This is a genomic window from Shewanella sp. 2_MG-2023 (genome assembly GCF_030548905.1).
Lineage (GTDB): Bacteria > Pseudomonadota > Gammaproteobacteria > Enterobacterales > Shewanellaceae > Shewanella > Shewanella electrodiphila.
Genome location: NZ_JAUOSO010000002.1, coordinates 351,857 through 367,282 on the forward strand (window position 1 = coordinate 351,857; position 15,426 = coordinate 367,282).

The 15,426-nt window shown below is 38.7% G+C and carries 14 protein-coding genes; 10 read left to right on the top strand and 4 right to left on the bottom strand.

The window, feature by feature from the left end:
• The first annotated feature begins 38 nt into the window (after positions 1 to 38).
• The 6 genes from Q4600_RS03845 (at position 39) to Q4600_RS03870 (ending at position 7,633) form a co-directional block, all read left to right on the top strand.
• Entirely contained in the window at positions 39 to 515 is a 477-nt protein-coding gene (locus tag Q4600_RS03845) for a bifunctional diaminohydroxyphosphoribosylaminopyrimidine deaminase/5-amino-6-(5-phosphoribosylamino)uracil reductase RibD (RefSeq protein ID WP_241906434.1), read from the top strand.
• Between the two features lie 144 nt (positions 516 to 659).
• Positions 660 to 1,406 (top strand): HAD-IIA family hydrolase, encoded by a 747-nt coding sequence (locus tag Q4600_RS03850; RefSeq protein WP_102528550.1) that lies wholly within the window; start codon positions 660 to 662, stop codon positions 1,404 to 1,406.
• Between the two features lie 373 nt (positions 1,407 to 1,779).
• On the top strand, positions 1,780 to 3,453 hold the full coding sequence (locus Q4600_RS03855) for a M28 family metallopeptidase (protein WP_303514009.1): 1,674 nt from the start codon (positions 1,780 to 1,782) through the stop codon (positions 3,451 to 3,453).
• Between the two features lie 361 nt (positions 3,454 to 3,814).
• Positions 3,815 to 5,479: an asparagine synthase B gene (asnB, locus tag Q4600_RS03860; protein WP_229369089.1), complete on the top strand. Its 1,665-nt coding sequence runs from the start codon at positions 3,815 to 3,817 to the stop codon at positions 5,477 to 5,479.
• A 244-nt stretch (positions 5,480 to 5,723) separates the two neighbouring features.
• Positions 5,724 to 6,896 carry a hypothetical protein gene (locus Q4600_RS03865; RefSeq protein WP_303514007.1) on the top strand — a complete coding sequence of 391 codons (1,173 nt, stop codon included), beginning with the start codon at positions 5,724 to 5,726 and terminating at the stop codon, positions 6,894 to 6,896.
• A 242-nt stretch (positions 6,897 to 7,138) separates the two neighbouring features.
• On the top strand, positions 7,139 to 7,633 hold the full coding sequence (locus Q4600_RS03870; protein WP_303514005.1) for a GNAT family N-acetyltransferase: 495 nt from the start codon (positions 7,139 to 7,141) through the stop codon (positions 7,631 to 7,633).
• A gap of 30 nt (positions 7,634 to 7,663) precedes the next feature.
• Here Q4600_RS03870 and Q4600_RS03875 read toward each other — a convergent pair whose 3' ends face one another.
• The 4 genes from Q4600_RS03875 to Q4600_RS03890 form a co-directional block, all read right to left on the bottom strand.
• Positions 7,664 to 7,882: a DUF1289 domain-containing protein gene (locus Q4600_RS03875; protein ID WP_102528556.1), complete on the bottom strand. Its 219-nt coding sequence runs from the start codon at positions 7,880 to 7,882 to the stop codon at positions 7,664 to 7,666.
• On the bottom strand, positions 7,857 to 8,207 hold the full coding sequence (locus Q4600_RS03880) for a VOC family protein (RefSeq protein ID WP_303514003.1): 351 nt from the start codon (positions 8,205 to 8,207) through the stop codon (positions 7,857 to 7,859). The genes Q4600_RS03875 and Q4600_RS03880 overlap by 26 nt, the downstream gene beginning before the upstream one ends.
• Before the next feature lie 384 nt (positions 8,208 to 8,591).
• Positions 8,592 to 9,293 carry a DUF445 domain-containing protein gene (locus tag Q4600_RS03885; RefSeq protein WP_303514477.1) on the bottom strand — a complete coding sequence of 234 codons (702 nt, stop codon included), beginning with the start codon at positions 9,291 to 9,293 and terminating at the stop codon, positions 8,592 to 8,594.
• Between the two features lie 363 nt (positions 9,294 to 9,656).
• A complete protein-coding gene (locus Q4600_RS03890; RefSeq protein WP_229369093.1) occupies positions 9,657 to 10,088 on the bottom strand; it encodes a GNAT family N-acetyltransferase in 432 nt (143 codons plus the stop codon).
• A 355-nt stretch (positions 10,089 to 10,443) separates the two neighbouring features.
• Between Q4600_RS03890 and Q4600_RS03895 the strand changes: the two genes are divergently transcribed.
• The 4 genes from Q4600_RS03895 (at position 10,444) to Q4600_RS03910 (ending at position 15,400) form a co-directional block, all read left to right on the top strand.
• A complete protein-coding gene (locus Q4600_RS03895; RefSeq protein ID WP_303513999.1) occupies positions 10,444 to 13,761 on the top strand; it encodes a DUF748 domain-containing protein in 3,318 nt (1,105 codons plus the stop codon).
• Between the two features lie 234 nt (positions 13,762 to 13,995).
• On the top strand, positions 13,996 to 14,352 hold the full coding sequence (locus Q4600_RS03900; RefSeq protein WP_102529460.1) for a glutathione S-transferase N-terminal domain-containing protein: 357 nt from the start codon (positions 13,996 to 13,998) through the stop codon (positions 14,350 to 14,352).
• A gap of 171 nt (positions 14,353 to 14,523) precedes the next feature.
• On the top strand, positions 14,524 to 14,979 hold the full coding sequence (locus tag Q4600_RS03905; protein WP_303513996.1) for a hypothetical protein: 456 nt from the start codon (positions 14,524 to 14,526) through the stop codon (positions 14,977 to 14,979).
• A gap of 199 nt (positions 14,980 to 15,178) precedes the next feature.
• The gene (locus Q4600_RS03910; protein WP_303513993.1) at positions 15,179 to 15,400 is read left to right on the top strand and encodes a DUF2986 domain-containing protein; all 222 of its coding nucleotides are present in this window, start codon (positions 15,179 to 15,181) and stop codon (positions 15,398 to 15,400) included.
• Positions 15,401 to 15,426: the final 26 nt, after the last annotated feature.

The window sequence follows — 15,426 nt, forward strand, 5'->3', positions numbered from 1 at the left end:
GCCCAAATAATAACAACTCAACCATTCACAGCTCGATAATGTTCAGTTCAACAATGCAACAACAGTTCATGCTGCGAGCATTAGCAATATCACATAAGGCTTTGCCAAAATGTCAGCCAAACCCGCCTGTTGGTTGTGTACTAGTAACAAATAATGAGATTGTCGCCGAAGGTTTCACGCAGGAGATTGGTCATAATCACGCAGAAATAGAAGCTCTGAAAGCATACTCTAGCGATATGTCTGATTCTATTGTAGACGCTATGTCAGATGTCATTGCTTATGTCACCCTTGAGCCTTGCGCGTTTATTGGTCGCACTCCTGCATGCGCTAATGCCATTATTGAGTCAGGAATAAAGCACGTCATAGTCGCAATGTTAGATCCTGATGCTAGAAATAGCGGTAAAGGGATCAGTATCCTCGAAAAAGCCGGCATTACTGTTGAAGTCGGATTATGTCATCAGCAAGTAAGCCGTTTTTTATCGCCTTATTTAAATAAATCATACCCGCTTTCATAAAGGCCAATATTCATTACCCGCCCAGCTTTTTTACGCTCACAATTTAGCCCTTCTCAAGATGATTTTTAAGCCAAAGTATGTTTGTATGAATTAACAGCAAATCGATTTTTTAATTAAGTTAATAATTTAGCCAAAGGGTTAGTAATGAAAAATATTATCTGCGATATTGATGGCGTTTTACTGCATGACAACAAACTCATTCCTGGAAGTGATACTTTTATCCATAGAGTACTAGAACAAGGTAATCCGCTCGTTATTCTTACCAACTACCCTGTACAGACGGGGAAAGATCTGCAAAATCGACTTGGCGCAGCTGGAATTAATGTACCTGAAAGCTGTTTTTATACCTCTGCAATGGCAACTGCGGATTTCTTAAAGCACCAACAAGGTAATAAAGCCTATGTTATCGGTGAAGGTGCCCTAACCCATGAGCTCTATAATGCGGGCTTTACCATTACAGACATCAACCCTGACTTTGTTATTGTGGGTGAAACTCGTTCATTTAACTGGGACATGATCCATAAAGCCTCTGGATTTATTGCCAATGGCGCGCGTTTTATTGCAACAAACCCTGATACTCACGGCCCAGCATACAGCCCAGCTTGCGGCGCATTGTGTTCTCCGATTGAGCGGATAACAGGTAAAAAGCCATTTTATGTTGGCAAACCAAGCTCGTGGATCATACGTTCAGCGTTAAACCATATTAAAGGCCATTCAGAAAATACCGTGATTATTGGTGACAATATGCGCACTGATATTTTGGCAGGTTTCCAAGCTGGACTTGAAACAATTCTGGTCACTAGCGGCGTCAGCCAAATGGGCGATATTGATAAAGAACCTTTCAGACCCAACCACGTTTTTAAATGTGCTGGCGATATTGATGTTGTCTAAAGTATTAACTTTGCTGGAACATGGCAACTAAATCTAATTTAATATAACGAGTTTTAAGAGTATGTCAGTAAGGTTTTATGTTGTGATGCTCTTTAAAAACCATCTAAATCAGTAGAATCTGCTACATCTTCATTCGGTTAACATTAGGTAACATAATTTCAAGCTTATGCTCTTGTTTGCTGCATAAGCTTGATACATCATGCGTTGATAGCATTAGGCTAGTTGCCCGAAAATACTTAGTGTACATAACTAATCATTTTATCGTTTATAGACCTCTAGTAATAAGCTTATAGAAACGAACATGCAGTCAGTGCATTGTGATTCTAATACCATAATGTTCCAATAATACTTAAAAATAACAATAGGATGACCTATGAAACACTTGCTCCCTTTTTGCGCATTAGCGTTATTAAGCGCCTGCAGCCCTCAAAGTGCTGATGAGCAAACCTCTGCACCTTCAACAATCAACAGTGCTTCAGCTGCCCCAAGCCAAGTCACTTTTGATGAAGCACGTTTTAGAAAAGATATTAAAACCCTTTCTTCAGATGAGTTTGAAGGCCGCGCCCCGACCACTAAAGGCGAAAAACTCACATTAGATTATTTATCTGCAGCCTTTAAAGAAATGGGCTTAGATACGACTTATCAAGACAGTTACTTACAACCTGTGCCTATGGTGAGTTACACCGCTAGTGAGTCACAACAAATTAGCTTAGCTGGCATGACCATGGAAAACCGTAAGGATATTGTCCTAGGTACACGCCATGATAAAGGTGGCGTAGACATCAAAAATGCACCATTAGTCTTTGTAGGGTACGGCATAAACGCACCTGAATATCAATGGAATGACTACCAAGACATAGACATGAAAGGGAAAATCGCGGTGATCATGGTCAATGACCCTGGGTTTGCTCACCCTGAGTCAGATAAATTTAATGGCAAAGCGATGACTTACTATGGTCGCTGGAGCTATAAATTTGAAGAAGCTAGCCGACAAGGCGCGTTAGGCGCAATCATCATTCATGACACCGCGCCAGCATCTTACCCTTGGTCGGTGGTAGAAAATAGCTGGACTGGCGCTCAACAAGATTTAGTTTTCAGTAAAGAAGTACAAGATCAACGTATCGCGGTAGAAGGCTGGATGACGTTAGATAGTGCGACCGCCATATTCAAAACAGCGGGTTTTGAACTAACAAACCTCATGGCTCGCGCATCAGACAGTGCTATAAACCTAGACTTAAAACAAACAGCTGACATCGCTTTCACTAGCGAAGCTGAGTACGCCGATAGTTACAATGTCGTCGCTACTCTACCCGGTAAAAACGCCGCTGCTGAACATATATTATTTACCGCTCATTGGGACCATATTGGCATCGATTTGACCAAAGATGGCGATAATATTTATAACGGTGCATTAGATAATGCATCAGGCACCGCTGGGATACTAGAAATCGCTCGCCAGTTTGCTAAGCAAGCACAGCAAGGTAATAGGTTAAACCGTTCAGTGACCTTTGTTGCGACTACAGGCGAAGAACAAGGTCTATTAGGTTCACGCTATTACGCTGCCAACCCAATTTATCCAATAGATAAAACAGTTGCCGTATTTAATCTTGATAGCACCAATGTGTATGGTAAAACCCAAGATTACACTATTGTAGGTAAAGGCCAGTCGGAGCTTGAAGCCTATTTAATTGATGTCGCTAAAGGCCAAAATAGAACAGCAACCCGTGAGCGTAACCCTGCATCAGGTGGTTTTTTCCGCTCTGATCATTTCAGTTTTGCAAAACTTGGCGTGCCGGCAGTGTTTGCAGGCGGTGGTAGTGTGCCTCTAGATGATGCAACTGCGCAGTATAAACAAGCGATGCAAGCACAAATGAAAGGGTGTTATCACAACGTTTGTGATCATTACCGAGCTGACTGGGATTTATCTGGCGCATTACAAGATTTAGCCGTTTACTATCAAGCTGCTGAAACATTAGCCAATAATGGGGATTGGCCAGGTTATTACAAAGGCTCCGAATTTAACAGTTTGCGCCCTGCTAAAGATTAAACTGCGAAAGTTTCATCCCTAAAGCCTAAAATCCCTTGTGATAATGTTCACAAGGGATTTTTGTTTAAATTTACGTCAAATAAATACATATTTTAATCTTTAGAATTTATCTCTCTCTGATTCAATATTCTCAAATCGAAATGGCGATTTCAGAGAGTAAAATCAATATTCCTCAATAATATCGTTACAAGTTTAACCGATCCTCAAAACGACAACACAAAGACAAAGATTAACCACACCTAAAACCGCCTTTTGTTGAGAATAATTTAAAAATCAGCGTTGAACATTGTGAAAAATGCTGTCAAAGTGAATCCCAGATAAAGATTATTACGATTCGAAATACGATTTCTGGAGCCACATTATGTGTTCAATTTTTTCAATTTTAGATATTCAATCAGACGCTAAAGAATTGCGTCAAGTGGCTTTAGAAATGTCGAAGCTATTACGTCACCGTGGACCAGATTGGTCTGGTGTTTATGCAGATGATAAAGCGATTCTGGCTCATGAGCGCCTTGCCATTGTTGACGTTGATCACGGAGCTCAACCATTAATCAGCGAAGATGACAGTATCGTTTTAGCAGTGAATGGTGAAATTTATAACCATAAACAACTTAAAGAAGAGTTAGGTGAAAAGTACCGATACAAAACCAACTCAGACTGTGAAGTCATCTTAGCTTTATACCAAGAATACGGTGTAGACTTTCTCGACAAGCTAAACGGTATTTTTGCTTTCGTTCTATACGATAAAACAAAAGATGCCTTTTTAATTGGTCGTGATCACATGGGGATTATTCCCCTTTACTCTGGTCGTGACAGCTTAGGAAACTACTACATTGCCTCTGAAATGAAAGCACTGATGCCAGTATGTAAAACAGTTGAAGAATTTAAACCTGGTCATTATCACTACTCTAAAGATGCTGATTTAACTCAATACTATCAGCGTGATTGGCGTGACTACGATGCAGTTAAAGATAACCCTGCTAGCAAAGAAGAGTTACGTGATGCCCTAGAAGCTGCAGTAAAACGTCAGTTGATGTCTGATGTGCCGTACGGGGTATTATTATCAGGCGGTTTAGATTCATCCGTTATTTCAGCGATTACGCAAACCTTTGCTAAACGTCGTATTGAAAATGACAGTGAAACAGATGCATGGTGGCCACAACTGCATTCATTTGCCGTAGGTTTAGAAGGCGCACCAGACTTAATTGCAGCGAAAAAAGTTGCTGACGATATTGGTACGATTCACCATGAAATCCACTTCACTTTCCAAGAAGGTTTAGATGCGATTAAAGAAGTGATTTATCACTTAGAAACTTATGATGTTACGACCATTCGTGCTGCCACACCGATGTATTTAATGGCCCGTAAAATTAAAGCTATGGGGATCAAAATGGTATTGTCAGGCGAAGGCGCTGACGAACTATTTGGTGGTTATTTGTATTTCCATAAAGCGCCAAATGCTCAAGCATTCCATGAAGAATTAGTCCGTAAGTTAGATAAATTACATTTATTTGATTGCCTACGAGCTAACAAAGCCATGGCAGCATGGGGACTTGAAGCCCGTGTTCCATTCTTAGATAAAGAGTTCATGGATGTAGCGATGCGCATCAACCCTGAAGCGAAAATGTCTAAAGATGGCCGTATTGAGAAAAACATCTTACGTGAAGCCTTTGAACACGCCCTCCCGCATGAAGTGGTATGGCGTCAAAAAGAACAGTTTAGTGATGGTGTTGGTTACTCATGGATTGATGGCTTGAAAGACATTGCTGCTGAACAAGTAGATGATTTACAACTGGCCAATGCTAAATTTAGATTCCCATATAACACACCGGAATCTAAAGAAGCCTATTATTACCGTAGTTTCTTTGAAGAATTCTTCCCACTTGAATCTGCAGCTGAAACAGTACCTGGTGGTAAAACGGTGGCTTGTTCGACTCCAGAAGCACTACTTTGGGATGAAAGCTTACAAGGCATTAACGACCCATCAGGACGTGCCGTTAAAAACGTCCATGACAGTGCTTATTAAGTTTTACACATAAAAAACCAAAATAGCTAACCACCTGACTTGGTGGTTAGTTAAATATTTTAATTATCCAAAGAAGAATACGTTACCCTGCATTAGCTAAAATTCATTTCCCTTAGATTAATCAATTACATCATCTTAAAGTCACTATGCCTTGACCTTGATTTTGATTTTGAATTAATACAAAGTAATAAAAATAAAGGATTTAAAATTATATTTATATAGTCGACAGGGAGTTCGCTACAAAATGAAAAACAAAGGTATCGTATCGATAGTAATCATTATATCTATTGGGACTATTGTAATGTTTAATCACTTTAGCAAACAAAGTGAGCCCCTAGTAAATGACAAAAAAGAAAAAACCTTTACCACTCCGAAAAACTTCTCCGAACAGATCGAAACCAAAGTGACAATGCAGGATGATAAGGCTAACGTCATAAAAAATGCTGAACCTGAAATAATACTATCAGAATCAGAGGTTATTGATTTATTGTCACAATGCGGTGTTGATACAGAAAAATTAAATGCTCCTTTTGGTAACTCGAAATCAGTTATAGATGGGCTAGAAAAATCAACTTTAGCTGAGGATAAATTGGGTTTTGCGCTATTTTCAAGCCCTAAGGAAGGTTCTAGGTTAGACAACCTTTATCAATTTAGTTTAAATAATCCTGAGGAACCAGTATCTCGTATAAGCCTTATCGGTGAGTGTGCAACTAATTCAAATAACTCAATATGCAATGAAAACTTGATCGACAGTACATCGGAAACGGTTAAAAAAGATGGCGCTTTTTGGTTAGCAGCTACAGCTTACTTTATATCCCAAAAAAATGATGCTCAAATATATGAAGCTATCACCAATTTAGACGAAAGTACTTTTTTTTCTAACAACTATGCCAAGCGAATCAAGCTATTTACACAAATAATGGAGAATAACCAATTCGGCCACTTTGGCTCAAATTTAATTACAGCTATAGGAGTGGAAGCAGCTACCATCACTGATTTATTGTTACTTATAGCAACTTGGTGTAACAATGAAAATAATGATGTTAAAACGTCAAATGCCTGTCTAACCGTTGGAAGAAACATAGTTGAAAGACCAACGACTTTATCGAATCAGGCTTTCGGGTACTCAATACTCAAAAACACATATCAAAATGAAAACAACGAAAAAGCAGCAGAAGAAATACAAAGGCAAATCAACAAATTCAGATCAGATCAATTTATTAGTTTACCCCCTTATGCAAATTTAATTATGCTAGTTGATGAAGAATTCGCCAGAAATTGGCTAAATAACCAAGAAGTTTTAGGTGAAAGTGAAGCTCAAAAAAAACTCATAGTAGATTTAAAACAATTAGTGAATACTGAAAAATATTATCCCTGCAGAGTTCTATTTTCCCCAAAGCTCAACATAAAGGTTTAAAAATATTCTGAAATGAAACTTGCTTATTCCTCCCCTCTCTGAATGCTACTGTAAGAGAAGCTTACAGGGCATTAACGACCCATCAGGACGTGCCGTTAAAAACGTCCATGACAGTGCTTATTAAGTTGTAGATTTCAACTAACTCAACAATAAATTTGAAGCCACCCGCAGGGTGGCTTTTTTATTGCCGCTAATTGATTTAGTCTACCCCACATAATACTGATTACATTGAAAGGCTTGCCATGACAGATGTCACCATATTCCATTTAGAGATGTTACAACCAACGCAGCTACAAGCCAAAACGGATGCTAAAGGGTTAACAGTGACTAAAGCACTGGTACCACAATACGAATTTAATCGTTTTCTATATCAATTTGTTGGCTCGGCGTGGGAATGGACAGATAAGTTAGGATGGACTGATAAGCAATGGCAGCAATACAGTGAAGATAGCCAACTTCACTTATATGTCGCCTATTTTGACGGTTCTCCAGCGGGTTACTTTGAGCTGCAACAGCAAGAAAATAATAACGTCGAGATTATGTATTTTGGACTTGGTGTGCGCTTTATTGGTAAAGGCATGGGTGGATATTTGCTTAGCCAAGCGATAGAACAAGCTTGGTTACTCGATAACACCGAGCGTGTTTCTGTGCACACTTGCTCGCTGGATCACCCTAGTGCGTTGAAAAATTACCAAGCTCGAGGGTTTTCATTATTCAAGACAGAAATTGAAGCGTAACTGTTACAGACAGTTAATGAAATAAATGGCCTACTGTGTAACGCCCTGACATTGTCGACGCTTTTTTGCTTGAGCGGCCCTCATTGCGAGAACCGTTAAGTGGGCATTTTTATCATCAACACTCATTTTGTGCCAAGCTAAAATTTCTTGATGAGTTCTATGACAGCCCAAACAGATATCTTGTTGATCAAGGCAGCAATTCCCCACACAGGGTGATCGAGGTTCATTCGGACCAGACTGCATATTCATTCCCATTAATATCTGCAAAATGAAATCGTTTACCACCAGGGAAACTGAACACAGGTTTAAGGATTACGCCACCAGCAGCCAATATTTTCCGCTCACTGGTTTCAAGACATTGGCTGTATAACACTATCAACGGGCAGCCACTTTTCAAATTGAAGCCCTGCTCCGCTTGGTAAAATCCGCCATCAATACCTACATCCAAAAAGCAGCTGTATTCAGGGCCATAATCCTTAAAATGCCAACCAAACACTTCAGTAAAAAACGTTTTGGTTTTTACTAAATCTTTAACAGGTATTTCTAAGTAATTAATTTTATGATGTTGGGACATAAGTAACCTCTTAAATTAGGTTGAATAGGTTAGCCTATAATGACACGTATCTATATTCAAAATAGAGGAATAATTAGGGGATGTCGAACTTTGGCAGTAAAAGTCCCTAACTCAGATAACAATTAAATAAGTGACAAAACTTTAATATAAGAAAATAAAACAAGGTCTTAGGTAAGAGTTTAGACAAGGACTTAAACAAATCTTAAACAAGATCTTATTTAAGCCCTTATCACTTTTTCGAGTGCAGATTAAATTCGACTAATGACCTGCTGCAATACAAAATCAGTATAGAAAACAGTTATTAAAAACTGACATAAAAACGTTTTATAGCGAGTGTTATAGCCTATATAACCCACGCAACTAGTCACTTAATTAGTCACCTAATTAAGATTGAATAATAGCTGCTAAAGCGCCAATTAACCCACCGAATACACCACCCCAAACCACTAACCAGCCTAGATGCTTGCGGATCATTTCTTGAATAATATCCTTCACCATCACTGGGGTTAACTCATCAAGGCGTTGATCAACAATGTTCGATACTTTCTGTTGTAAATCGGCCATGACATTAGGCTGTTCCAGCTCATTAATCAAAATTTGATTAAACTCTTCGCTTTGAGTTAGCTCAGTCAATGACTGTTTCATTTTATCAATAAAAGGCTCTTTTAATGGGATCAATGCTTCTGTTCCACCAAACATAGATAGCATGCCGCCAAAAGATGAGTTTTCAACCGTAGTCACCAAAGCGTCAAATGACGGTTCAAGATCCACTTTATCAATTACAGGCGTTAAATCGATAGCACTCGCGCTGTTTTCAGTCAGTAAACGATCAATGTTTTCTTGAGTAAAAAACTGCTCCATCATCAGATGTTTAATACCGGCTTTAAACTCTTCAAAGCGTGATGGAATAACACCTGAGCCATACAAGCCTGGGACTTTTTCAAATAACATATGGACTGCTAACCAGTTGGTTACCGCGCCAGATAGCGCAAATAACCCTATGGTAAATACCATGGTTAGTTCTGCAAAATAGCCAATCAACACTAATGCAGCGGCAATGACATTAGTCACTAAACTCTTGTTCAATCTAAAACCCTCAGACATAAAAAAACCTTTGGCATTCTATCAATTTCCAAAGGTTAGATACTAGGGTGTGTTGATCTTTTAAAGTTGTTTTGGCAGCGAGTTGTTGGCCATTCTATGCATCAAGGGCGCAAGACAGAGGCTGAATCGTGTAGTCATTCTAGATAAAGAAACCGATAAGCTGGTAAAAAATGGACAACAAACGCTGCCCAAAGGGTTGGGCTAAAAACGGATTCAACATTGTTGAGCGAATTTTTGCTTACAAAGAGTGCTTAGATTACTTGGCGGCAATTCACTCGCCGCGCTTGATTGGATTTTATCTCGACCACAATTCAACCCGCCCTAACTTACTATTAAAACCTTTTACTACAATCCAGAATGATACAAATACATCCCTTCAGCTTCGGTTTGATTAGACAAATTAGTTTCTAGTCCGTTATCAAGCACCTTTGTGCGTTTGACTAACATGACATCGGTACCTTGGGCTAACATTTTTGCTTTTTCGATAAGCAGAGTCGCGATGCCTTCGCCTCGACGACTCGCATCAACAAATACATCGTCAAAATACCAAACAGGTTTAAGTAACAACGAAGAATAAGAAGGATAAAGCTGAACAAAACCTAAGCACTTTTGCTCTTCAAAAGCCGCTAGGATCATCGAATCATTTTCTATTAAACGAGTTTTAATAAATTGACGGCATTTTTTAGGTTCAGATTTAAACCCCATACTTTGTCTATAGTCGTCAAATAAACTCACTAAAACATCGGTATCTAACTCTGAAGTTAGTCGAATATTCATGCTTTCATCCTTGAAATTATTAATTTACACAGCGGCAAAATTATCATCTGAGTGTTGAATACAAATTAAAACCAATGAGAGCTTTAAATGAATTACACAACAATAAATCAACAAGGCTTTTATGGGACCTTAGCCAGCTTGGTAAACACAATCTAATTTAAACTTAAAAATCTTATTAATACATTAGCTTAAAGATAAATACCACTTTTGTCCATTGAAAACACCTAATGAAGAAAAATTGTAAAAAAATCTTAAACAAGCGAGTAACTGAACCTTAAATTCGTTAAAATGTCTAACAAATACTGTCTAACTATTACTATAAGCAGTCGTCCCTATGATGTCGTCGTTGAGCACAATGAAACAAAGATTTAATCATCGCCCCCGTTACCAGAAAATTGCAATTATCTGTTCGTTTATTTATTTACTCTTTGTACTATCGTTAGGGTTACTCATCCCTTTCATTGCGACTAAACAAGCGCCTAAATCATTATCAGAAATGCTAGGCAGACAAGTCACAATTGAGAACATTAAAGTTAACCCATTCACATTTGAATTGAGCTTGAGTCAACTGACGGTTAATGAACAAGATAGTCAAAAAGCCTTTTTCCATCTTGATAATGCCGAAGTAGATTTCATGTTCTGGCAGTCTCTGTTTAACCTGAATATCAGCTTAGATTATTTAACTGTCGATGGAACGACATTGTCACTTGAGCGATTAGCTATTTTGGCTAATCAAACTGACACCAGTATGCCATCGGGATATCAATTCAATTTTACTGACATCATCAACACATTTGCTCAAAGAGCCAAAGCTCTAGCTAAAACTAATCCTTCAGAAGATGACAATAAACAAACTGAAATAGAGACTGATTTAGAGAAAGAACAAGACACTCAGCCCATTGCCATTCATCTAAATCGCTTTAACTTTAATAATGCCGCTTTACAGATAAACGATAAGCTAACTGAGACCCAATTACTTTACCCAAGAATAAATGTTTCAGCGACCATGGTGAAAACTGATGCATTACTTTCACAAAGCCCTGACGCGAATAAAATAAACCTTACTATAAGCGATGATAAAAATGGTCAGATTAAACTAGACACCCAAGCACAGTTATTTCCGCTAGATGCTAAAGGTAAACTTGTTATCACTCAGATGGAGTTAACTCAATACTGGTCGCTCGTTGAGGATCTATTTAAAGTCTCATTACAGTCTGCAAACCTGAACCTAATATCTTCCTTTGCCGCCACAGAAACGTCGATTGAAGCAGTTACAGACTCTCCGATAGTTGATTTTAATATTACTGATACTGACATTACATTGAGCAATATTGTTGCCAATGATGATCAGCGACAAGTTACCACGGTGGATTTGCTGGCCTTAGAGGGTATTACAGTATCTAGCCAAGAACAAAACATCGACATAAAACAATTTCGCACCAGTGATGCTAATTTTTGGCTAACGGTTGCCCCTGAGAAAGTTAATTTAGTCGAATTATTCACTCCAATTTTTGTTAACACACAACAAGACTCTAGCCATAAAGCGGCTAATCTAGAAACTAATACAGAAGCTAATACAAAAGCTACACAATCAACTAATCAATCAAATAATCAATCAAATAATCAATCAACTAATCAAACAACTGACAACGACAGTGTTGAAGACCAAGCCAGCTTGCAAGCTAGCGTACAAGAACCTTCTGATTTAGACGGCAGTACAACAGAGTCAAAACCAGAGTGGTTAGTGACATTACACCAATTAAATGTTGAAAATTATCAATTTGAACTGACTGAAAGCGTCGCGAATAAAACCGCTAACTTTTGGAAATTATCCAACATCAATTTCGCCACCCAAACCATAAAATCAGACTTATCATTACCGATTGAGTATCAACTAGACCTTTCAATAAACGATCAAAGCCAATTTAGCTCAACTGGAGTATTTGACGCGAAGTTAATCAGTCTAGAAGCGGATATTGACTACCAGAAGGTTAATTTAACCAAGTTACAGCCTTATATTGCACCTTTTATGAATATCACCCTCGAATCAGGTTTGTTCAATACTAAAGGTCACATTAGTGCAGATGCAAATCAGAAGTTTGTTTATCAAGGACAAGCATCAGTTAATCAATTACAAATCAAAGATAATCTATTAAAACAGCCCCTGCTTAATTGGGAGTCAATGATTATTACTGATTTGGCCTTTGATAATTTAGGTCAGTCCCTAACTATCGATGAGGTGTTATTTGACAGCTTATTTAGCCGATTGATTATTGCCGAAGACAGAAGCACTAACATTGCTGACTTGATAGTCACTCCTGCAGGTAAAGACAATAACGAATCAACTACACCTACTACTGCAACTAATGCTACGACTGCTCCGGTAGTCGCTGACTCAGATAATCAAGGTTCGTCTCGTTTACCTGAAAATCAGCAAACATCACAGCAGTCAGACTTTGCTATCGATATAAAGCGAATAGGCTTTAAAGACAGCTCTGCTTTTTTTGCCGATAATTCTTTAACACCTAATTTTGCATCAGGTATTGAACAACTCAATGGTGAAATCACTCAAATATCTACCAACCCGCAAACACGCGCATCGGTTAATCTAGAAGGGAAAATCGATAAGTATGCGCCAGTGACATTAAAAGGTGATATTAATCCTTTATTGGCAAACCCATATCTTGATTTAAACCTCGCCTTTAATAAAGTCGAGCTCACCTCTATTAATCCATACTCAGGAACCTATGCGGGCTATTACATCGATAAAGGCCAACTATCTTTAGCGCTCAATTATCAATTAGAGAATAATCAATTAGTTGGCAGTAACCATTTAGTCATTGATCAGTTAGAGTTAGGTAAACCAAGCAATAGCTCACTGGCCACTTCCCTGCCGATCACCTTAGCAATTGCCTTATTACAGGACAGACACGGCGTCATCGATTTGGGTGTCGATGTAGATGGCGATTTAGATTCTCCTAGCTTCAGTTTTGGCAGTATCGTTATGAGCGCTATCACTAATGTCATTACCAAAGCCATTACAGCGCCATTTTCTTTATTAGCAGGTTTAGTGGGGGGTGATGAAGACAGCATGGACAAAGTAAGCTTTGAGTATGGCCAATCAACTATTACCCAAGAGCAACAAACAACATTAACCTCACTTGCTAAGGCGTTAGACGATCGACCACTATTGATACTTAATATCAAAGGTAGCGTTGATTTAGCCAATGACCAATTAGCATTACAACAAGAACAGCTTCATCAAAAACTGGCAAATCAAGCAGGCATTGAGGTCACAGCGCTACCAACTGACTTATCTGCAAGCCAGTATCCACAGCAAGGTCCTTTAGTCGATGCATTAATCGCGTTATATCAAACTGAAACCCAATTAGACCCATTATTAATTAAGCAAAAGATTACTGAGGAAAACCCGCAAATCGAGGCCCTCGAATTACAAACTCGCTGGCATATTGCACTGTATAATTTCAGCTTAAACCAGCAAGCTGTTTCTGAAGCTCAGCTTGGTATACTGGCTCAGCAAAGGGCTAAAACCATTAAAACCTATTTAGTTGAACAAGCCAACATTGACCCTAGTCGTGTATTTATCTTAGAAAGTCGAGTGCATTTTGAACAAACCGATGCACAAGCGATACTGACCTTAGATGCTAATTAACGGGCACTTAAAGGGAGCATAACTTAAGAACACAACAATTATGTTTATGTTGTTTTTTATACAGCTTATTAGGGACTGTTAAACACTAAAAAGACGTCGACTCCGATTCCGTTCACAGATGACTATTATCTGTGAACAACATCACGTAAACTGTCGCTGCAAATTAAGTAGAATGTTGCAGTACCGATTGCCCTAATGGCTAAATCGTTCAATTCGATATTTAAAGGAAGTAGTATGTTTGTCATTCGCTGGATTCTTGGCCGTATTATCTTATTAGCAAATTTTTTGTTCCCAGGTAAAAAATATCAACGCCCTGTTACAGAGCAAGCAAAGATAGATGAGCAAACCAAAGCGTTAGCTTTATACCAATATGCTGCCTGCCCTTTTTGCGTAAAAGTGCGCCGTGCAATTCGCAGCCAAGGATTAAACATCGTCACGGTTGATGCAAAACAAGAAAACAATAAACAAGAGCTTGTACAACAAGGTGGTCAACTTAAAGTGCCTTGTTTAAAAATTGAAAAAGATGGCCAAACTCAATGGATGTACGAATCCAGTGACATCATTGCTTATTTATCTAAGCAATACGCTTAATTTAATCACTGGCACATCACTGAGTGTATTGGCTTTATCACAGTAAAGCCGATACACAAATGCTGATATCTTGTATATCCTGCTAAATCACTTTCAAATACTATCAATTAGAAGCTGTTTCGTTTTAATATGAATTGTTCCCTTCCAAGTTTTTATAAAGGATTATTACTGGTGCCAAAGTACTCTGTATTATTTGTTGGTTTTCTGCTGTTATCAGCTTGCTCATCTGCACCCATCGAACCTGAAGCTTTTGCTGGACAATTTAAAGATAGATTTAGTACTTCCATTAAAGGTGAAGGCATAAAGCTTTTTACTTACCAAGCTAAAGTCGCTACAGCGACAGATCGCGGCATTGAAGATCCTCTGCCCCACCAGCAAAGAGTCAACCGACGTCGCCAAGATGCCCGCAGTTATGCCATTGAGCAAGAACGCCGCCAAGAACAATTGGAGCTATGGAGCCAACAAGTGGATTTAGGCCTACAAAAAACCATTGATATGACAGGCTATTGCAAGGATGGATACATAGTGCTTAACCGCAGTGTGAGTGAAGGCCGAGGCGAAGTTCGCGGCGAATGTAATGATGGCGCAACAGAAGAAGATATTAAAAAGTTTAGTCGTAATTTTTAACCAATGGTTCACAACATCACATGTAAACCATTAAAAGTGACCATCCAACAAGATAAATAAAGGGTTTAACTATAACCTCCCGTCAGTTTGAGCTAAACTTAACCAAATCCAATTTTAAGAGCATGTAGGCAATCACTGGCTACATGTTTTATACAGTTCTAAAGTGCCTACGGCATAATTAAGCGAGTTAGATAGACCCATGAACAGAAAACAGCTGATGATCAAAAAAACCGCAAAGCGGACTAAAGCTAAGCAAAACAAAATTGTAAAAGATAACCCGCAAAAGAATCCTAAAGTGGGCTACATCTCCAAAGCCGTACGTGCGCAAATGGAACTTGAAGAGCAACAAAAACTGGCTGCAGAAGCTGGTGAAGCCACTGACACTTCAGCAGAAGCAAGTCCAACTTCAGAGGCAAAGTAATACTAAAACTAAATTCTAGAACTAAA

What these genes read in the sequence shown, in the direction of transcription:
- Q4600_RS03845 (WP_241906434.1), top strand. Translation starts at nt 39, where the DNA reads ATGTTCAGTTCAACAATGCAACAACAGTTCATGCTGCGAGCATTAGCA.
- Q4600_RS03850 (WP_102528550.1), top strand. Translation starts at nt 660, where the DNA reads ATGAAAAATATTATCTGCGATATTGATGGCGTTTTACTGCATGACAAC.
- Q4600_RS03855 (WP_303514009.1), top strand. Translation starts at nt 1,780, where the DNA reads ATGAAACACTTGCTCCCTTTTTGCGCATTAGCGTTATTAAGCGCCTGC.
- asnB (WP_229369089.1), top strand. Translation starts at nt 3,815, where the DNA reads ATGTGTTCAATTTTTTCAATTTTAGATATTCAATCAGACGCTAAAGAA.
- Q4600_RS03865 (WP_303514007.1), top strand. Translation starts at nt 5,724, where the DNA reads ATGAAAAACAAAGGTATCGTATCGATAGTAATCATTATATCTATTGGG.
- Q4600_RS03870 (WP_303514005.1), top strand. Translation starts at nt 7,139, where the DNA reads ATGACAGATGTCACCATATTCCATTTAGAGATGTTACAACCAACGCAG.
- Q4600_RS03875 (WP_102528556.1), bottom strand. Translation starts at nt 7,882, where the DNA reads ATGAATATGCAGTCTGGTCCGAATGAACCTCGATCACCCTGTGTGGGG.
- Q4600_RS03880 (WP_303514003.1), bottom strand. Translation starts at nt 8,207, where the DNA reads ATGTCCCAACATCATAAAATTAATTACTTAGAAATACCTGTTAAAGAT.
- Q4600_RS03890 (WP_229369093.1), bottom strand. Translation starts at nt 10,088, where the DNA reads ATGAATATTCGACTAACTTCAGAGTTAGATACCGATGTTTTAGTGAGT.
- Q4600_RS03895 (WP_303513999.1), top strand. Translation starts at nt 10,444, where the DNA reads ATGAAACAAAGATTTAATCATCGCCCCCGTTACCAGAAAATTGCAATT.
- Q4600_RS03900 (WP_102529460.1), top strand. Translation starts at nt 13,996, where the DNA reads ATGTTTGTCATTCGCTGGATTCTTGGCCGTATTATCTTATTAGCAAAT.
- Q4600_RS03910 (WP_303513993.1), top strand. Translation starts at nt 15,179, where the DNA reads ATGAACAGAAAACAGCTGATGATCAAAAAAACCGCAAAGCGGACTAAA.